Annotated in this window: 18 protein-coding genes and 4 pseudogenes; 9 read left to right on the top strand and 13 right to left on the bottom strand. The window is 44.7% G+C overall.

All coding sequences use genetic code 11. The features are described 5' to 3' along the window. Positions 1–8 precede the first annotated feature (8 nt). The 5 genes and pseudogenes from istB to IC804_RS06320 all read right to left on the bottom strand — a co-directional run bounded on the left by istB (position 9) and on the right by IC804_RS06320 (position 4,302). Positions 9–768, bottom strand: a pseudogene (gene istB, locus IC804_RS06340) (IS21-like element helper ATPase IstB). Next, positions 761–1,726 (bottom strand): annotated as a pseudogene (istA, locus tag IC804_RS06335) (IS21 family transposase); the annotation flags it as partial. The pseudogenes istA and istB, both read right to left, overlap by 8 nt. A 163-nt stretch (positions 1,727–1,889) precedes the next feature. Then, a complete protein-coding gene (locus IC804_RS06330; protein WP_008880572.1) occupies positions 1,890–3,059 on the bottom strand; it encodes an IS256 family transposase in 1,170 nt (389 codons plus the stop codon). Positions 3,060–3,168: 109 nt separating this feature from the next. Beyond that, positions 3,169–3,480: pseudogene (locus tag IC804_RS06325) on the bottom strand (IS21 family transposase); the annotation flags it as partial. A gap of 318 nt (positions 3,481–3,798) precedes the next feature. Further along, a complete protein-coding gene (locus tag IC804_RS06320; RefSeq protein ID WP_029760538.1) occupies positions 3,799–4,302 on the bottom strand; it encodes a DinB family protein in 504 nt (167 codons plus the stop codon). Between the two features lie 192 nt (positions 4,303–4,494). Here IC804_RS06320 and IC804_RS06315 point away from each other — a divergent pair. Together IC804_RS06315 and tsaA are read left to right on the top strand one after the other, a co-directional pair. Further along, positions 4,495–4,949: pseudogene (locus tag IC804_RS06315) on the top strand (carboxymuconolactone decarboxylase family protein). A 91-nt stretch (positions 4,950–5,040) separates the two neighbouring features. Then, entirely contained in the window at positions 5,041–5,511 is a 471-nt protein-coding gene (gene tsaA, locus IC804_RS06310; protein WP_008881002.1) for a tRNA (N6-threonylcarbamoyladenosine(37)-N6)-methyltransferase TrmO, read from the top strand. Positions 5,512–5,641: 130 nt separating this feature from the next. Here the strand turns inward: tsaA and IC804_RS06305 are convergent, their stop codons facing one another. From IC804_RS06305 to IC804_RS06295, 3 genes are all read right to left on the bottom strand, one after another. Continuing rightward, positions 5,642–6,004: a hypothetical protein gene (locus IC804_RS06305; RefSeq protein ID WP_008881001.1), complete on the bottom strand. Its 363-nt coding sequence runs from the start codon at positions 6,002–6,004 to the stop codon at positions 5,642–5,644. 100 nt (positions 6,005–6,104) lie between these two features. After that, the gene (locus IC804_RS06300; RefSeq protein WP_081157190.1) at positions 6,105–6,377 is read right to left on the bottom strand and encodes a DUF3986 family protein; all 273 of its coding nucleotides are present in this window, start codon (positions 6,375–6,377) and stop codon (positions 6,105–6,107) included. 241 nt (positions 6,378–6,618) lie between these two features. Further along, positions 6,619–7,089: a GNAT family N-acetyltransferase gene (locus tag IC804_RS06295; RefSeq protein WP_008880998.1), complete on the bottom strand. Its 471-nt coding sequence runs from the start codon at positions 7,087–7,089 to the stop codon at positions 6,619–6,621. A gap of 353 nt (positions 7,090–7,442) precedes the next feature. On the opposite strand from IC804_RS06295, the gene IC804_RS06290 reads away from it, so the two are divergent. The 3 genes from IC804_RS06290 (at position 7,443) to IC804_RS06280 (ending at position 9,583) form a co-directional block, all read left to right on the top strand. After that, positions 7,443–7,841, top strand: coding sequence for a hypothetical protein (locus tag IC804_RS06290; RefSeq protein ID WP_081157191.1), 399 nt, complete (start codon positions 7,443–7,445; stop codon positions 7,839–7,841). A gap of 662 nt (positions 7,842–8,503) precedes the next feature. Continuing rightward, entirely contained in the window at positions 8,504–8,782 is a 279-nt protein-coding gene (locus tag IC804_RS06285; protein WP_008880996.1) for a SunI/YnzG family protein, read from the top strand. A 273-nt stretch (positions 8,783–9,055) separates the two neighbouring features. Beyond that, positions 9,056–9,583: a GNAT family N-acetyltransferase gene (locus tag IC804_RS06280; RefSeq protein ID WP_060476133.1), complete on the top strand. Its 528-nt coding sequence runs from the start codon at positions 9,056–9,058 to the stop codon at positions 9,581–9,583. A gap of 243 nt (positions 9,584–9,826) precedes the next feature. Here the strand turns inward: IC804_RS06280 and IC804_RS06275 are convergent, their stop codons facing one another. Both IC804_RS06275 and IC804_RS06270 read right to left on the bottom strand, forming a co-directional pair. Further along, positions 9,827–10,729, bottom strand: coding sequence for a class I SAM-dependent methyltransferase (locus tag IC804_RS06275; RefSeq protein WP_011888034.1), 903 nt, complete (start codon positions 10,727–10,729; stop codon positions 9,827–9,829). Continuing rightward, on the bottom strand, positions 10,726–11,352 hold the full coding sequence (locus tag IC804_RS06270) for a TetR/AcrR family transcriptional regulator (protein ID WP_011888033.1): 627 nt from the start codon (positions 11,350–11,352) through the stop codon (positions 10,726–10,728). The genes IC804_RS06275 and IC804_RS06270 overlap by 4 nt, the downstream gene beginning before the upstream one ends. Before the next feature lie 324 nt (positions 11,353–11,676). On the opposite strand from IC804_RS06270, the gene IC804_RS06265 reads away from it, so the two are divergent. Together IC804_RS06265 and IC804_RS06260 are read left to right on the top strand one after the other, a co-directional pair. Next, positions 11,677–12,231: a GNAT family N-acetyltransferase gene (locus IC804_RS06265; protein ID WP_008880991.1), complete on the top strand. Its 555-nt coding sequence runs from the start codon at positions 11,677–11,679 to the stop codon at positions 12,229–12,231. A gap of 392 nt (positions 12,232–12,623) precedes the next feature. After that, positions 12,624–13,253 (top strand): LysE family translocator, encoded by a 630-nt coding sequence (locus tag IC804_RS06260; protein ID WP_029760545.1) that lies wholly within the window; start codon positions 12,624–12,626, stop codon positions 13,251–13,253. Positions 13,254–13,295: 42 nt separating this feature from the next. Here the strand turns inward: IC804_RS06260 and IC804_RS06255 are convergent, their stop codons facing one another. Further along, on the bottom strand, positions 13,296–13,922 hold the full coding sequence (locus IC804_RS06255) for a LysE family translocator (protein ID WP_008880988.1): 627 nt from the start codon (positions 13,920–13,922) through the stop codon (positions 13,296–13,298). Positions 13,923–14,094: 172 nt separating this feature from the next. Here IC804_RS06255 and IC804_RS06250 point away from each other — a divergent pair, with 172 nt between their 5' ends. Further along, entirely contained in the window at positions 14,095–14,742 is a 648-nt protein-coding gene (locus IC804_RS06250; RefSeq protein ID WP_008880987.1) for a LytTR family DNA-binding domain-containing protein, read from the top strand. Between the two features lie 133 nt (positions 14,743–14,875). Here IC804_RS06250 and IC804_RS06245 read toward each other — a convergent pair whose 3' ends face one another. Further along, positions 14,876–15,091 (bottom strand): hypothetical protein, encoded by a 216-nt coding sequence (locus tag IC804_RS06245; RefSeq protein ID WP_190300667.1) that lies wholly within the window; start codon positions 15,089–15,091, stop codon positions 14,876–14,878. Here IC804_RS06245 and IC804_RS06240 point away from each other — a divergent pair. After that, positions 15,059–16,579, top strand: coding sequence for a succinyl-CoA:acetate CoA-transferase ScpC (locus tag IC804_RS06240; protein WP_008880986.1), 1,521 nt, complete (start codon positions 15,059–15,061; stop codon positions 16,577–16,579). The two genes, IC804_RS06245 and IC804_RS06240, sit on opposite strands and share 33 nt — an antisense overlap. 226 nt (positions 16,580–16,805) lie before the next feature. Here IC804_RS06240 and IC804_RS06235 read toward each other — a convergent pair whose 3' ends face one another. Further along, positions 16,806–17,759, bottom strand: coding sequence for a cation diffusion facilitator family transporter (locus IC804_RS06235; RefSeq protein ID WP_011888030.1), 954 nt, complete (start codon positions 17,757–17,759; stop codon positions 16,806–16,808). Positions 17,760–17,822 lie beyond the last annotated feature (63 nt).

Below are 17,822 nucleotides of genomic sequence, written 5' to 3'. Positions count from 1 at the left end.
GTACATTTTTACTCGTTTTCTTTTTCTCTTTCTAAGTGATTTTTTATTCGATATGAATCCCCTACAATATTAATCACGGTCGCGTGATGTAAAATACGATCTAGGATGGCATTGGCTAGCTTTGAATCTTGAAATACCTCCCCCCAATCCTTAAAATTGGCATTGGTAGTAAATATCGTGCTTTTCTTTTCATACCGTAAATCAATCAACTGGAAAAACAATTTTGCATCTTCTCTGTCAATCGGCAAATAGCCAATCTCATCAATGATTAATAGCTTGTATTTTCCATAATGTTTTAAACGATTGTCTAAACGATTTTCCATTTTCGCTTTCTTCAATTGTAAAATCAGTTCGTGACATTTAATGAAATACGTACTTGTCCGCTTTTTTGGCAGCTGCGATTCCAATCGCAGTCGCCAAGTGGGTTTTTCCAACGCCACTTGGACCTAAAAAAACAATATTTTCATTCTCTTCAATAAACCGTAATGTCGTAAAATCTAGAATCTGTTGTTTATTGATTGAAGGCTGAAAGTCAAAATCGAAATCTTTTAATTCCTTTAGGTGAGGGAAAGCCCCCACCTTAACCATCGAGTTAATCATATTTCTTTCACGCATATCAATTTCATAATTCGTTAATTTTACTAGTGTATCAACGAACGACAGCTGATTTTTCGTACTAAAATCAATGGTTTCATTCAGGTGACAAATCATTTGTTTTAACTTGAGATACTCTAAGTTTTGAATTAATTGTTGATAACTACTATTCATTTTTATACACCTCATGAATCGCAAGTAAATTCTTCTTGGCTAGCTCATCAATATCCGGGTGATGAGGTAATCCCCTCGACAAGGTTTCGATGTAATGTTCTTGTTTATAATTCAGTTTTATTGAACTAATCCTATGTTGAGTAATCAAATGCATGTTATAATAAACGTAAATATGGTCATCATACACTTGTAATCCAACTGTTTTTCCTTTGTATTCAGCAGGGACGGAATATTGATTCCCTTTATAGGTAACCATTCCCGCTGAATTGACTTTTACAAGTGTATGTTTGATTTTGTAAGAATCTCTTATTTCATTCCTTGGCAGGGGTTGTAAGAGATTCTTTTCTTGTTCAAAGGCTAAGATAGGGATTTTTCCCGTTCCTTGATGATAGCTATGATTGATCCGTTCACAAAGGGATTGAACAAAATTCTGAAGTTCCTCATATGAAAATTGACCTTGATAGGCATGAATTTCATCGATTAGCTTCATCGTGGCTTCCACTTTCCCTTTGGTATAAGGCCTACCGGCTTTACACGGATGAATGTCAAATCCGCAATCTTTGGCAAATTGATCAAACCGTTCATTGACCACCCCTTTCGAATACTCCGTTCTCGCTTCATCCATGACGGTCTTCATATTGTCAAAGACAATGGTTTTCGGCACGCCTCCAATCTTTTCAAACGTCTCCATCAAAAAGGACATCAACACACTCTGCGATTTTGAAAGTGTTAATAAAAAAGTTCGAAATCGTGAATGAGACAGAAGAAATACCCCTATATTAACGTTTAATATTTCCCCTTCTTTCGTTACGTATCGAATATTTTCTTTCCAATCAAATTGCGCTTGTTCTCCAGGTTCCGTTTCATAACGAACGACCTGACCAACCGGTTTTGTCCGTTTACCCTCAGAAAAATATGCTTGAAACTCTGGTTTCCGAGAAATATAGGCCCGAAAGGCTGGGTACCGTCAAGAATTTTGTGTAATGTAAGATAGATAGGGTATCTCTGAAATGGATTTGGAATGGATAGGGAACCGAGTTTCCTTCACACAAGAGACTGAATATTCAGTCTCTTGTGTGGAAAGGGAAAATCCCCTTATTTTGTTTATTTACAATATTTGGTTAACAATAACGTTCTTCAAACATTCGTTGAAGGGCTTCTTGCGCTTCGGCAAATCCTCGCAACTTTCGCCCTGCCCATTTCTCGTTAAAGTCCTGTATCGTCAAATATACGACTTTTTCAGCGGCTTCTAAACTGCTCAAACTGTTCATCGGTTTTAGGCGTTTCCGAATCTCCTTGATCGTTCGTTCGATGGCATTGGTCGTATAAATCACACTTCGAATACTGCTTGGATAGTCCATAAAGGTGAGAAGGACATCCAACTCATTTGCCCAAGATTGGACTTCCCTTGGGTATTTGTGAGACCATTTGGATTGAAACTGTTGAAACATCTCCAATGCGATTTCTTTATTCGGAGAACGATAAATGAGTTTCAGGTCCTCCGCCATTTCGAATTGATCTTTTTTCCGAACACGGCTGAGGGTGTTGCGGACTTTGTGCACGACACAGCGCTGCACATCGGCTTTCGGATACACCGCCTTAAAGGCTTCCTCCAACCCCGGAAGGCCATCGAAGACGCCAAGAAGCACTTCCTTGACGCCTCTTTTGTAGAGCTGTTGGAGAATCTCCTGCCATACATAGGCGCTTTCTTGTCCTCCTACGAAGAAATCAAGAATTTCACGATACCCTTCTTCGTTCACCCCCAATACCACATAAATAACTTCTTTCTCTACCGTATCCCGGCGAAGTTTCACGTACAAGCCGTCCAAATATAAGACCGAATAACGCTGGTGTAGTGGACGAGCGTGCCATTTCTCGATGTCTTCCTTCACGACATCGGTAATCCGGCTGATCGTCGCAGGAGAATAGGTGCTTCCTAGAATTCGTTCGATAAACTTGCCAATTTCACGCGTGCTCATGCCACTTTGGTACATCCTAATGATTGCTTCCTCCAGCCAGCCCGTGTGCCGTTGGTAAGGGGCAAACAACTGTGTTTGAAATTCCCCGTTTCGGTCTCTTGGAACCAAAAGACCCTCAATCCGGCCATATTGTGTATCTAGATTTCGCTGATAGTAGCCGTTTCTCATATTCGGCGTTCCAGCCTGTTCGATTTCGAGGAAATTTTTGATTTCTTCCCGCATAATCAGTTCTAATTTTTCTTTTACAAACTGACGAATGGCATTTTCCAGTTGATTTGCCCAGTCGACATTCGGTATACTTCTTTTAGACATAGGTAGGGTACTCCTTTCTCTGGAATGTGTTGTGGTCCAAATCAGAGAATACCCTACCTTTTTTCTTTTGTTCTAGCAAAATGCTTTACACAAAATTTTATACATCATCAAAGGCTGATTGGGAACATTCTAAGCCGTGATTGTCTTTCAAGTACTGCCAAAGAACCCGTTTATAATAAAAAATTTGTTTCGATTCTTTTGAAAGCAATTGAGAAATCACATCGTAGTATTTATCAATCTTAGACCCTCTTTTTCGTGTCTTTTTTGGGATAAGACCATTCAAATATTTATCAATCGTCCTCCTATCTACATTGAGATCTCGTGCTAATTGACTCTTATTAATTTTCATTCCCAAACTCTCCATAAGGGTTTTAAATTTTGGCAAATCTGATAAACTATGAATTTCAATCTCTGTTGTGATTTTTCAAATTTACATGCACACCATTTCACCTCGAAATCAGTATGCATGTTAAAATCAAAATTGTACATTCTTATCCAATCACTTTTGTACATTCTTAAACTAGCATTTATATCTAGATCAGATACAGAGAACGTCAAATGATTAATCCCTCCGATTCGCAATCGTCCTACCTCCCGTCTTAATGGTTTTTCTTCGTACTTTTTATGATTACGCTAAACGATGGAACATTTTCCTGCCTGTGGGAACGATAAAATGAAGGGAAACCCAATCAGGGTTTCCCTTTTCTTTTCAACGAATGCACCCGTTAGACCATGATGATTAAAGCGGTGGATTGTCCACACCGAAATGAACCCAATCTTCTTTGGATGGACCATAAACTCCAAAAGGTTTGAGTCCCGCTTGACGCATAAGAACAGTCACTTGGCCACGATGATGAATGATGTGCTTGATTAGCCCCATTAAGATTTGAGCATTGGTTTCTTGCCTTCCGAATGCATTTTGCACTTCCTTCAACGATTCGTCTGTCCATTGTTGTTCAATGACTTTGGCCGCATAGGAACTTACCTTTTGAAAGGTTTCTGCTATTTCTTTGGCTGAAGTTGGAACGTTTTCTGCATTTTCTACTTTATCGATCTTCAACCCGAAATGGGCTAAATATTCCGGGATGTTTGTTGTAAAATGCCACACAATCCTTCCTAACGTACGACCTTCTGGGTAAACTTTTTGGTTTAACGCTTCATCGGTCAAACCATCCAAAACCTTTTGAGTTAGGCTTGCTTCCCAATTCCATTCCCTAATGAAATCTGCGACTGTGACATACATATACAATACCTCCAAACCATGGATCATGTATTTCCTCATAGCAATACTCGTTTTTTATCTGTATGGGAGCGGTTGTCGATTGACTTGAACGAGTCACAAAACACTTTACTTTTGTAGCCTTATTGGGTATTTGTTTTATAATGGATTGTAACAAATTTACTCTTCATTAATACTACAAGAAGGGATGAGCAAATGGCAAGAATTCATGCATCCACTTTCGGGAATACACCGTTTCAGAAGCGTTTAGGACATAACAAAGAAGTGATGGAGGGGTGGGCACATTTAGGAGAAGTATGGGAAAAAGACGGGCTGCTATCAGCCGAATGAAAAGAACATTAGCGCAAGGGAATGGTTGTGAATATTGCAAAGCCAAAGGAAAAACCTGAACCTCATTCATTTAATGAAAAAATCGCTGTTGCCGTAGGATTTGTGGAGGTCTTTTTAAAACAGATATCCCGGATTCTGCTTTTGACCTATTGAGGCAATCCTTTTCCGCAGGTGAAATCAGTGAGCTATGAGTGTTTATTATCTTTACGCCGGCTCAACAGTCTTTTGGTGCCATAATGAAGTTAGAAGCGCCGGAAACAGGGAATGAAATCGCACTTTCTATCCAACGATCTGGAAAATCAATCTTTTTCATATCTTGACCTTTACGTGGGAGAGAGAGCCTGCGGACGCTCACTCTGCGATTTATGGTTGGCTACAAGCAGGTGAATAGTGAAACGAGGAGGGGAAATGATGCAATATACCATTACGCCAATCGCATTTGTGAGAAACAACCGCAAAGATGTCGAAGATGATTATTGGGGGAATGTGATTTCAATCATTGAATTAGTAGATGAAATCGATGATTCCGCTTTACAAGGGATCAGTGAGTTTTCGCATTTAGATATTATTTTTTATTTTGACCGAGTGACAGATGACACCATTCACTATGGAGCAAGGCATCCAAGAAATCGTAAAGAATATCCGAAGGTCGGAATTTTTGCTCAAAGGGGCAAACATCGACCGAATAAATTAGGGTTAACAACGGTTGAATTGTTAGAACATCAAGGGCGGACATTGAAAGTAAGAGGATTAGATGCCATAGATGGTACGCCGATTATTGATATTAAACCGGTTATGAAGGAGTTCTTACCTAAAGGCGAAGTAAGGCAGCCTGCTTGGTCGGTCTCATTAATGGAACGATACTGGGATTCCTGTGATTGAATGAACGACGTACTTGATTTCAGTTGATTATGGCGTAAACATAACGGGATGCTATCATAAATAAGCTTTCCTTCCATCTTGTTTATGTCACACACCCAATTCGGGAACAATAAAAAATTGAAAAACCGTCTTATGTAAGACGGTTCTCCAAAGATTCGATGGCCAGTTTTAACGCCATTAAGCGACGCTCATTTAATGTTTTTTGCGAACTTCCTTCCTTTGCTTTGGCTATTTGTGTTTCGATCGGCGGAATGAGACCTTGTAGAACATCTTTAGAAGTCAATATGATTTCTTCGTCATAGCAAAACTCTTCCCCATACCAAGTATTTTTTAGGCTTTCTAAACCAATTTTGACTGCGTTTCGTCTTTTTTCCACAAGAGCGGTGTTTGCACCTTTTTCTGTCATGCTTTGAAAAGCATTGGAAAGCTTATGAAAAGTGGACTCTAAGGATTGAATGGACAATTCTTGGATTTCTTGGCTAACCGTCTTCATGTACAGACCTCACTTTTCGTTGTGAATCATGCAACAGTGATATTGAGTCATACAGTTCGAATTTGGCCCAATCACCATTCAACCAAATGGCAACATGATCTTATATGATATTATTTGCTTTTAACCATTCTTCCAGCAGCTTACTTCCGACGTCATAAGATAACTCATCTGCTTCGACTGTGAAAATTTTGTAACCATATTTTTCATGGAGATCATACTGATCTAATATTCTTTTCACGACTGTAGTACCCTGTTCATGATCGAGAAAAACTACCCATTGATTTGTATGCTCAAGTTTATAGGCAACTGCTTCTACATCAACATTGTTCTCATAATATCCTAAATGAAGATGCTGATTGGGATCAAATTTCACGTTGATTCACTCCTTAGTATTGATGACCATATGAAGCCATGTTTTTTATGTTAGGAGCTACTTGAGCATGTCTATAGAGGCAATTGGATGCGGCTTTTACCAAACATTGGAGCGACTGCTGGCGCCCGAAACAACGCCGCTTCCGCGTTCATGTAGGGGGAAGCGGTGTTCGGTCTTTCCACACCTTGGTGTGACGAGCACAAGCTCGCTTCCGGCAGTCGTCTATAATGTTTGGTTACATTCAAATGAATAATTCCATTTCACTGTTTTTAAAGGTAAATCCCATTTTTGTATATAACGGCTTCCCATCTTCCGTGGCATGCAGCCAAATTCGTTTGACTCCGATTGTTTTACATTCCTCAATGCAACGTTCCAACAGCGTTCTGGCCAATCCTTTTCTCCGATACGGAGGGATCGTATACACGTTCAGTATATACGCTTCGAGTCCTTTTAGATTTTGCAAAGAAGGGGGCCGTTTGAATAAGACGATGCCACTGACACTGACTATGCGATGATTGGATAAAGCGACAAAGGAAATAAATTCATGGTTTGAAAGGGCTTCTTCTAAATATTGTTTTGTTGCGGTTGTGACAAGCGTTTCCTCTTGTTCCGACTGTATTTTTCCTAACTCCTTAAGAAATTCCAAGCGCAATCGAGTCAGATCTTCGATGTCTTGAATGGTGGCTTGGCGAATTTCAAACGGCACATTCACGTCGAGCACTCCTTTCGTTTTGCGCCAGATGGTCAAAGACTTGTGTTGACGCCAGCGTTTCTGTTTCTTTCGTTCAATAGGAAAGATGATAGAAACCTAGGTGTGGCACGAATCTGGGATCCGAGCTTGCATGGAAAGACTCTCATTCAATCAATTCCTTCTCTTTTCGACAGCAGCCTTTTGAATCCCTGCCTTGGAGGGACATTGCATCATCCTTTGAGGAGGCTAGTGACAATCGCTGCTTCTTGGTACGATTGATTTTGGAGAAGTTTAACCATTAAGGTTTATCTATTAGAAGAATGCTTTTTCAATCATCACCCTTTAGGGGAAAGATGAGATCAAGGAGGAGTTACATGAAGTTTTTTCACGATATGAATGAGGACAACGAGTATTCGGCAAGCCTTGTTTGCTACACCATATTCAACATCATCACTTTGGGAAAGATAAGGTTTTTGCGCACGAAAGTAGCGGAACAGAAAAGAAAGTTACAAGAAGCCAAAAGACTTCGTCAAAATTTTAAGATGTATGATTCGGGCTCGGATCTTTTCATCATCAACGGTGATGCAGACACCGTTGATCATAGCCTGTCAGGAGCATTTGGGGAAACCGGTCCTTCTTTCCGCTCAATTGATTCCATGGTGCAGGAGCTTTGTCAGTATGTGATAAGGCCATCCACGTTGGCGGGAGGGGTAGAAGAAACGGAAAAATCGAGACAAATGCAGGCTGTTGGTGCAGCCAAACAGTGCGGTTGAAACGTTCGGCTAACAGGTGATTAGGAAACTTTTACAAAAGTATATGTTACATCCTGTTGAAATAAGTTGAAAACGAACAAATAGTAAGAAAAAAAATGAAACCATATGATGGATAAAACGTATATAATAATGAAGGAATGGTTTCTAAAATATTCAAATAGGAGTGTTGACATTGAATCATAAAACTGCGGGTTTGGTTTTCGTGACAGTTGGTTTCATTTTCTTGATGCTATCATTAACTCTTACGTTGCCTACCCCTATATGGAGTGTATTGCTTGGTATAAGTATTATCTTAAACATGACAGGAACGGCAATTTTGGTGCGTTTTATAAAACAATCTCAGCGTGTATGAATCTTATTCGCTACCTTGTTTTTTAACTGCAAATCGGGATTTATTTGACAAGCACGTAGGCAGTTCTGTGGGAATTGTTTTGTGAGATTTAGAGGAACGAAAATAGATGAATGATCACTTTGTACATAAAGAAGGAGACGTTTTCAACGCTTAGTGAGAGGCATTATCAACTTCTTTATGTAAGAAAGAGGGTTCATTGGATCATGTGGTGGAAATAAATTAATCATTGTACTGAAACAAAAGCTTATTCCACCCATGAGGGATTCGCTCAATAAATAGATAACAGTAACAGAAGACAGGGAGAAATGTGATGTCAGGGATAAAAGTAGAAAAATTAAATGATAAGTTAGTGATTAGTTGGTTGCTATCAAAAATAGAAGTACCCATTTCTGATATTGTAAAAGTAACATTTGACGATACTTATGGCGGGGAGGAGAAAACAGCTATTCGAATTGGCACACCATATGGAGCAACGGATAGACTGGTCATTTTAACACATTCCAACACCTATATTTTATTTACGACAGATGCCATCTCCATTAAAAATAAAATCTTCTCATTTATAAACGAACAACTCCAACAGAAATAAAACTCCATTTCATGATAAGGGGGAGGGATTGAGTTTTAAGAAATCGTTGAAAACGATGAGATAAATGAAACAACTAAATGGATGTAGATCGTGCAAAAATGCTCTAGGGTTATTTAAATGATTCAAGTAACGGAAGCATTACTTCAAGAAGCAGGGAGTAATGCTTTTTTTGTTGAAGTAGAAAGCGGTTTAGTGGGAAAACTCCCCTATATTTTTGCAAGAAAGCCGCTATTTATCATGTGCCCATATGGAAACGGAAAAGGGGCGGCCAACATGGAGCTAGAACCAGTGCGAACACCTGATGGAAAAGAAGAGGTTGTCATTCGTCTAGCTGATCCAGATGAGGCTCATCTCATCCATCAGATCACGATGGCTGCGTTCGCCGAATATGAGCATGATCGTGTTCCCTCTGCAGCTTTGAACGAAACCGTCGAGTTCATTAGAGAGCGATTAGAGGACGGGGATGAACAGGCTCTTCTTTGTATTCAGAGCGGCCGGCCGATTGGAACGGTGCGGTTTCAAATGGATGAACATTCGCTTTCGTTTTTCCGTCTTGCCGCCTGTCCCAAGGAGCAGGGGAAAGGGAGAGCCAAAGCCATGTTAGCCTTTCTTGAAAGGTATGCAAAAGAAAACGGGAAGAAGGAAATATGGTGCAACGTCCGGCGGTCGGTCGCACGCAATATTCGGCTGTATCAATCGGTAGGGTATGCCCTCGTTCAAGAACAAACGGTTATCAGCGCTAATGGAGTGCCGGTAAAGGTCGTGATGATGAAAAAAGAGATAACGGGCGTGGAAGCATGAGAGGAAGAGATGTGTTCCGTTGAGGCGGGAATTGGGGGGACAACGGTTGTTCATCGGTCGAACCGTCTTCTGAAGCGAAAGAAAGGGCGGGGATGCATTCGTTGTTCGCCCATATCGTTCCACATGGAAAAATAGCGAAAGTGAATGGAATGGACGGTGCAGGAGATGGCGACCGAAGCCTCCGTTATTTGAATGGATGAGGCCGGGAAGGCGTCTAGCGCTTCCCGGCCGATGAAGGAGCGGTTATTTGCGCACGGCGTGGAGGTAATGAGTATGTTCAAACGCCGTTAGGTCATCATTGCGATTGGAGAAAAATTGTGTTTGGATTTGTTGTGGCGATACGTGTTCGAAAATCAGGAGATGGTCGTACTGCAGCTGTTGTTCCAATTCCTTGATTGAATACGCCGCTTTCATCGGCTCACCGCTTTGTTGGGCAAGAGCAAGCGTGTTTTGCACCCGCTTGACGGGGGAGGTAAACAGCTGCTCATCCGCAAAATCAAACACGATGGAGCTGCCTTCTGTCATCAATGGAGCGAGTTGGTGCAAAAGGCGATAGAAGTGCTCTTTTTCCAGATAATACGAGACGCCAAGCAGACTGAATACGGTTTTTTCACTTGGGCGAAAGCCGGCTGCGAGCAATCGGGGGGCTACGTCATCTTTGGTAAAATCAGCGGCGACCAGTTGCAAGCAGTTCGGCATCTTCCAGTTGGCCATGTGGATGCGTTCGCGCTTGAATTGCTGCGTGTTGGGGTGGTCGACTTCGAATATCGTCAGGCCGCTGTTTGGATGGCGGAAGGCGAACGTATCCAGCCCTGCTCCTAAAATGACATATTGCGTCGCGCCAAGTCGCTTTTCGTGGTGGATGATCCGTTCGGTATAGGCAGCGCGAGCGATTGGAGTCGGAGCGAGCTGCGTTTGGACGATCCATTTCACTTTCTCTTCGTCCGATGAGAACGCATCAAGCCGCTCGGGGGCAAAAAATCCCAAGCCGTTGGCGAGAAAGGTTTGGATTTGTTTGTATTCTTCGTCTGTGATCAGCTGTCTGGCCATATCGTCACGAAAAATGACAGGCGTGTCGTGTTCCGTATGATAGGCGCGGACGAAACAGGACATCAATGCGGTCATGCTCGGTTCATTTGGTTTCATCGCAATGGCTCCTTTGCGAGACTATTGAAAATCATCTTCTGGCCGTAGGCGAAAAACTGCTCTTTCGTCTTGCCGAGTGTCGGCAGCAAAAACGCTCCTTTTGTTTCGACAAGGTCAAACAGCGCATGTAGTTGTGCAGAAAACACGTACACGGTCATCATGACGTCCGCCGTTTCGCGGACAACGCCTTCTGCGATGCCTTGCTCAATCCAGCGGGCGAGGGCGTCATTGATGGCCGTTCCTAAAGAGAAAATGGTTTCCATGGTTGGCGTTACTGTCTCAAGCGCTTTCGGTTGAAACTGATGGACGGCGCGTGCCGAAACGGGACAATGTTCGTAGTAAGCGCGCATCGCTTTACAAATGTGTTCGTACTTAGCCAAAAACGGCTGCTCGGCTTGCACGATGTCGGTTAGACGATCACGCAACTGTTCGAGACCATTCGCGACGATGTAGTACAAAATCTCCTCCTTTGTGTCAAAGTAGCGGTACACCGTGCGGCGGCTGTATCCCGACGCTGCGCAAATGTCGCTGATTGACGTGCCGTCAAACCCGCGTTCGAGAAACAGCCGCTCAGCGGCTTGGGCAATCGTTTGTTTGTGCACAGCAGCAATATGTTCTTTCATAGTGGATACCCCTAGTATCAAAAGTATACTATGAGTATACTTTTTGTTTTTCTGTTCGTCAAGTGGTTGCCTTATTGACAAACGAGCCATCCAAACAATGGAGATGATGAAAGGATTAGGGTGGTGGTTCGTAGAGCATACCGAAAATGGATGTTTCGACTTTCATCCGGCGAATCACTAAGAATATATCGGGGCTTTTGGTGAATGTACAAGGGTTTGACGGCAATACGAACTATGGGACAGAAGAGATCTTCTTTTGCGTGCAGGATATGGCCCTCGTGCTTACGAATCTATACAGATGAACATCAAGCAAGGAGGATAGCCATGGGGAGCATTCAACCAAGGCGGTTGATGACGGCAAGCGGCCGGCCGATTGTCGTACGGACGGCATCACCTGAGGATGCCGAGCGTGTCGTTGCGTTTGTGAAGGCGGTGGCGGCGGAAGCGCCGTATTTGCTGACGACGGAAGCGGAAGTGGTGACTACGAGCGAGCGGCAAAAACAATGGCTGCAACAAATCATGGATGATCCGGGAAAGTTGGCGATTGTCGCCGAGCATGACGGGGAAATAATCGGGCTTTTAGATTTTCATAACGGCCATAAGCAGCGAACCAGACACCAAGGGTCCTTCGGCATGAGCGTGAAAAGCGATTTTCGGGGCCAAGGGGTCGGCAAGGCGCTACTTGCGGCGCTTCTTGATTGGGCAACGGAACATCCGTTCATTGAGAAAGTGTGCCTCGAGGTTGTGGCTGACAATACGAATGCGCTTCGCTTGTATCAAACGTTTGGGTTTGTCGAAGAAGGGGTGAAGAAAAACGCCGTCAAAATCGATGACAACACGTACTGGGATTTGATCGTGATGGCCCGCTTTGTCAAATAGGTTTGGCGGGGAGTGTGTTGAAGTGGATGGGTGTCCACTTCATTTTTTTCTATTTCGAAAATATCGCTTTTTTTGATTGACGATGAAAGGCAGATCTTTTACTGTAATTTTGAAAGGACAGTGAAAGAAAGCTGTTTTTGTTGAGCGAGCGGTCATGGCAGGAAAAAAAGATTTTCGCTTTGGGAAGGAATGCTGTCCAACCGGGCGCTCTCCATCACCGGCTTTTTCGAAGGCCGGTGGAAATCGGGGGATCTTGGAATCATGGGTTTTGGAAAACAACCCGCTTTTGTCACTGTATCGGTGGTGAAGCTACCAACCTTTTGTGACATTGCACGAAAACGGTGCTGCGGTCCGTGGACGACCGTTTGCTAGCTTGGTCAGGGGGGAGACGTGTGTTAGGCATTACAAGCTATGGGATGTATTTGCTGGCGTCGATTTTGATGCATGCCACTCCGGGAGTGGATACGATGTATATTATGGGGCGCAGTGTGGCGCAAGGGAGAAAAGCGGGCGTGTATTCGGTGTTGGGCATTTCGACAGGAGTGTTCGTTCATACGCTGCTCGCTGCGTTTGGCTTAGCCGTGATTTTGCAGCAGTCGGTTGTCTTATTTACGGCTGTGAAAATTGCTGGTGCGGCGTATTTGGTGTATCTTGGCATCAAAATGATGCGGCAGCCGGCGCCGCCAGCGCTGGAGTCTGAGGAATTGGCGCCGACGAAGCTGAAAAAGATTTATTGGCAAGGCGTGACGACCAATGTGATGAATCCGAAAGTGGCGTTGTTTTTCCTTTCCTTTTTGCCGCAATTCATTCAAACGGATCAGCCATACGGCCCGCTTCCGTTTTTGTTGCTTGGTTTGTCGTTCGTTGTGACGAGCACGATGTGGGGGCTTGGCGTCGTCTATGTTGCTGCGCTAGCAACGAAACGGGTGCGCCAAAACGCCAAAATGGCGCTTCTCATCAATCGATTGACGGGGATTGTGTTTGTTGGGCTTGGTGTGAAGCTGTTGCAGACGAAAGCATGATGAGCGGGCTTGCCAAAACAGCCCGCTCGCTTTGTTTGCCCCCTACGACCGCTCGCTGAAGGCGATTTGGATGCCGATGACGGCAAAGAGGACGCCTTTTAGCCAATGGATCCGCCGAGCGATTCGTTCGTTCGACAACAGCCAATGGCGCAGTTTTTCCGCACCGATGCTCACTAAGGTGAAGACAACGAGCGCTTGAACGAGAAAGATGACGCCTAACACCAGCATTTGCCGCGGGATTTGGCCCGCTGACGGATGGACGAATTGCGGCAATAGCGCCAAAAAGAAGAGGGACACTTTCGGATTGAGCACGTTCATAAAAATGCCTTTTTTGTACAGTGACATCAAGGTTAGCCGCTCTTGACGCTCGAGCGCCAAGCCGGCGTCTTTTTCGTTGAACGCTTGCCATGCCAAGTAAAGCAAATAAGCGGCGCCTGCGTATTTGACGATGGCAAACGCTAAGGCCGATTGGTAAATGACGGCCGAGACGCCGAGCACCGCCGCACTAATATGGACGACAAGCCCTGTACAAAGCCCGAGCGCGGTGGCGATACCCGCGTTTTTGCCTTGAGATAGGCTTTGGGCGATGACGAATAAAATATCTGGGCCTGGGGCGAGCGTCAGCACAACAGCGACACTTAAAAACGATAAAGCTGTATCCATTTCCATCGAACACACCTCTTTGGTTGTTGATCATGACGATGATTCCTAAGGTTCGCCATGCTCCCGTTGAATTCCTTTTTTCTCGCTAAAAATGGATTCATTTCCCTTCCTGTTTGACAAACACACTAGGCTCGCTTGAAAATAAAGGTGTGGCCATGGTTTGCGAGAGGTGAGGCGTATGGATTCGCGGCTTGTTTCAGCCATCAGCCAAGTGGTGAACGAATTGTTTCCCGTTGAAGCATCGCTTGCCATTTCGGATGACCGGCGGTACATTTACTACCAGCCGAGCAGACAAATTGATTTGAAAATCCGTCCAGGGGATGAAATTAAGCCGGATTCGGTGACATACAAAGCGTTGGTAATCCGCCGGAAGATTGAGGAACAAAAGGATAGCCGGGTGTTTGGCGTTCCGTATTTCGGCGTGTCGGTTCCGATTTTAGAAGACGGCGTGCCAAAAGGGTGTGTGACCGCTGTTTGGCCGAAAAGGCCGCTTCTGGCGACATCGTATTTGACTGTACGGACGATGGATCGGTGGATTCCGATTCCGTTTGAAGCGGTTGTGTATTTGGAGGCGCAAAACCGAAAGACATTTGTGAAAGCGATGCATGCCGAAGGGTATCATAAATACAATTTGACCGAATTGGAGTTTTCGCTTCCCGGCCATCGGTTTGTCCGCTGTCATCGGTCGTATATTGTCAATGTCGATTCTATCGCGGAAATTCACCCGGATTCACACTCCACGTTTTTGCTTGTGATGAAAGATGGCTCCAAAGTGCCTGTCAGCCAAACGTATGCGAGCCATTTTCGAAGATTGCTCGGCTTTTGATGAAACCGCCGATACGGGCGGCTATTTTTTTTGGTAACGAGACAGGTTGTCGAAAATCGCTGCGTCGTGGCCATGTTGATTCTCGAAACCTTCAAACATCCTCATGTCTAGATGAGAGAAAGGTTTTTTGTCATTAAACCGCCATCGTTTTAGGCGCAAATTGAGCAAGGCGCTCGTCACCATAGAATGAATTTTTCTGTGTTATGTAGGAAAAATGCTGCTTGAATGCAAAAGAAAGCCCTTTTACTCCCATTCGAATGATTTTCCCCTTGCCGGTCGCTATAATGAGAGAAAAAAGAAAAAGGGGGAAGTCGCTGTGGAGCAACGCATTTTCGAACGGATCGGCCATCGAGCGTTGAGGGAGAGGATTGTGACAGCGGAAACAGCGGCCTCGTGGATTCATGACGGCATGACGCTTGGATTAAGCGGTTTTACCCGTGCAGGTGATGCCAAAGCGGTGCCGATGGCACTCATAGAGAAAGCGAAGCAGCAGCCGCTGAAAGTTGACGTCTATACAGGGGCTTCGCTCGGTTCGGATATTGATAAGCTGATGGCGGAAGCGGGGATTATTCAGAAACGGTTACCGTTTCAAGCTGACGCGACGATGCGCCGGAAAATCAATGAAAGGGAGCTGCTGTTTGTTGACCAGCATTTGTCGCATACGGCGGAGCTGGTCCGTTCGGATGTATTGAAACCAATTGATTACGCGATTGTGGAGGCGGTTTCGATCACCGAAGACGGAATGATCATCCCAACGACTTCTGTCGGCAATTCGTCCGTTTTTGTTAACAAAGCAAGAAGAGTGATCATTGAATTAAACATGGCTCAGCCGAAAGCGCTGTATGGGTTTCATGACATTTATGAAGTTGGCAAGCAAGGAGAGCGCGCCCCGATTCCGCTGACCAAAGTGGATGAACGGATTGGAACGATTGGCATTCCGGTAGACATCGCCAAAATCGCCGGCATTGTCATTACGAGCCAAACGGATTCGCCATCAACCATTGTACCGCCTGATCAGGAAACGGCGGCGATCGCCAATCATTTAATCGATTTTCTTCGCGCCGAAGTGGCAGCGGGACGGTTGTCGGAGCGGTTGGCACCGATTCAAGCGGGAATCGGTTCGGTCGCGAATGCGGTTCTTTACGGCTTATTAGATTCTGAATTTTATGACTTGGAAGTGTATTCGGAAGTATTGCAGGACGCCATGTTCGATTTGATTGATGCAGGGAAGGTACGGTTCGCTTCCGGTTGTTCGATGACGTTGTCAGAAAGCAAGATGGAACAAGTGTATACAAATTTGGAAGCGTATCAAGGAAAACTCGTTTTGCGACCGCAAGAGATTTCAAACCACCCGGAAATCATCCGTCGTCTCGGTCTCATTTCGATCAATACGGCACTTGAAGCCGACATTTACGGAAATGTCAACTCGACGCACGTCCGCGGCACCCAGATGATGAACGGGATCGGCGGCTCGGGTGACTTTGCGCGCCATGCGCGTCTGACGATTTTTGTTACGAAATCAAGTGCTAAGCAAGGGGCGATTTCGAGCATCGTTCCATTCGTATCGCATGTGGACCATACCGAGCATGATGTCGACGTAATTATCACCGAGTACGGATACGCCGACTTGCGCGGGCTGGCTCCTGTGGAACGCGCTCCGTTGATCATTGAACGTTGCGCCCATCCGGACTACCGCCAGCCGCTGCGCGATTACTTCAACGAAGCGCTTAAGCGCGGCGGCCATACGCCGCACGTCTTGGAAAAAGCGCTCTCGTGGCATATTCGTTATGAGCAATACGGAACGATGCGGGAAGAACAATATGAGCTGCAACGGTAAAACCGTACAAGGTAAACGAAGGAGGGCTTTTTCATCTGCTTTGCCTTGTGTGAGATCGAAAGAGCAACGGCTGATCCAAAGGAGGATCCTGAGCTTCAAGAGCAAGAAGAGATTATCTAATGGAAATGTTGTACTTGTGTATAAATGATGAAAAGGATGCCCCATTTCCTTTGAGACACCCTCCTTACGTTTTTGACCGCCCGTGCCAGTTTGATATGGGCGGTCTTTATGGTTGTGACGCCTTTCTTTTCTCTAAAAACGCTTTGCCATAGCTGCCGTGGTCATGAAGTATGGCGTGTTCCACTTGAATGGTGGCGTGCTCGATGCCGTATTTTTCCTTCAGCATTTCATTCACCGCCAAAATGACACAAAGCGGCTGGATGTGCTCATTGACAAACACATGGGCCGACAGCGAATAATGGTCGGTCGAGATGGCCCATAAATGCATGTCATGCACGTCTTCGACCCCTTCGATGTTCCGTATATCGGCGCGGATTTGTTCGAGGTCGAATTCATCCGGCACGGCTTCCATCAGAATGAGATACGATTCGCGCATAATTTTCGCCCCGCCGGTGAAAATGATGGCGGCGATCACGAGACTGATGATCGGGTCGAAAATCGTCCAACCGGTGAAATAAATGAGCAGCGCTGAGATGATGACGCCGATGGAGCTGATTAAGTCGCCGATAAAGTGCCAAAGGGCGCTTTGGACGTTTAAATTATCTTCTTCTTTTGTGCTCCGGCTTAAGACGATGGTCAACGTTAAGTTGACGATAAGACCGATCGCGGCAATGCCGAGCATGAGGCGAAACTGGATCGGTTCTGGATGAAGAAACCGCTCAATGCCTTCCCATAAAATCCACACCGCAATGACTGCCAACGTCAATCCATTTAAAAACGATGCAATGATTTCAAACCGCAAAAACCCGAACGTAAAGCGGCGGTTTGGCGGGCGTGTCGCCATGTAAAGGGCGACCATGCTCAGGCCGAGCGCTAAGACATCGGAAGCCATATGGGCTGAATCAGACAACAAAGCGAGCGAGTTCGAGAGCACCCCACCGATGATTTCAACAACCGTGAAAAAGACGGTGAGCACGAGTGTAATCCAAAGCGCCTTTTTCGACTGGGTTTGTGTTTTCACGTGTGGAAGATGATGAAAATCGTATGCTCCAGGAGACATAATACACCTCTTTTTTATAATAATTATTAATTTATATCTATTATAATATAAAAAGTGCTAGGT

It is taken from the genome of Geobacillus sp. 47C-IIb, assembly GCF_014679705.1.
Classification (GTDB): domain Bacteria; phylum Bacillota; class Bacilli; order Bacillales; family Anoxybacillaceae; genus Geobacillus; species Geobacillus thermodenitrificans.
This window is presented reverse-complemented; position numbering and strand designations above follow the sequence as displayed.

What these genes read in the sequence shown, in the direction of transcription:
- IC804_RS06280 (WP_060476133.1), top strand. Translation starts at nt 9,056, where the DNA reads ATGGAGCTAGAACCAGTGCGAACACCTGATGGAAAAGAAGAGGTTGTC.
- IC804_RS06305 (WP_008881001.1), bottom strand. Translation starts at nt 6,004, where the DNA reads ATGAAGACGGTTAGCCAAGAAATCCAAGAATTGTCCATTCAATCCTTA.
- IC804_RS06265 (WP_008880991.1), top strand. Translation starts at nt 11,677, where the DNA reads ATGGGGAGCATTCAACCAAGGCGGTTGATGACGGCAAGCGGCCGGCCG.
- IC804_RS06320 (WP_029760538.1), bottom strand. Translation starts at nt 4,302, where the DNA reads ATGTATGTCACAGTCGCAGATTTCATTAGGGAATGGAATTGGGAAGCA.
- IC804_RS06290 (WP_081157191.1), top strand. Translation starts at nt 7,443, where the DNA reads ATGAAGTTTTTTCACGATATGAATGAGGACAACGAGTATTCGGCAAGC.
- IC804_RS06245 (WP_190300667.1), bottom strand. Translation starts at nt 15,091, where the DNA reads ATGGCCGATCCGTTCGAAAATGCGTTGCTCCACAGCGACTTCCCCCTT.
- IC804_RS06275 (WP_011888034.1), bottom strand. Translation starts at nt 10,729, where the DNA reads ATGAAACCAAATGAACCGAGCATGACCGCATTGATGTCCTGTTTCGTC.
- tsaA (WP_008881002.1), top strand. Translation starts at nt 5,041, where the DNA reads ATGCAATATACCATTACGCCAATCGCATTTGTGAGAAACAACCGCAAA.
- IC804_RS06255 (WP_008880988.1), bottom strand. Translation starts at nt 13,922, where the DNA reads ATGGAAATGGATACAGCTTTATCGTTTTTAAGTGTCGCTGTTGTGCTG.
- IC804_RS06250 (WP_008880987.1), top strand. Translation starts at nt 14,095, where the DNA reads ATGGATTCGCGGCTTGTTTCAGCCATCAGCCAAGTGGTGAACGAATTG.
- IC804_RS06285 (WP_008880996.1), top strand. Translation starts at nt 8,504, where the DNA reads ATGTCAGGGATAAAAGTAGAAAAATTAAATGATAAGTTAGTGATTAGT.
- IC804_RS06270 (WP_011888033.1), bottom strand. Translation starts at nt 11,352, where the DNA reads ATGAAAGAACATATTGCTGCTGTGCACAAACAAACGATTGCCCAAGCC.
- IC804_RS06235 (WP_011888030.1), bottom strand. Translation starts at nt 17,759, where the DNA reads ATGTCTCCTGGAGCATACGATTTTCATCATCTTCCACACGTGAAAACA.
- IC804_RS06330 (WP_008880572.1), bottom strand. Translation starts at nt 3,059, where the DNA reads ATGTCTAAAAGAAGTATACCGAATGTCGACTGGGCAAATCAACTGGAA.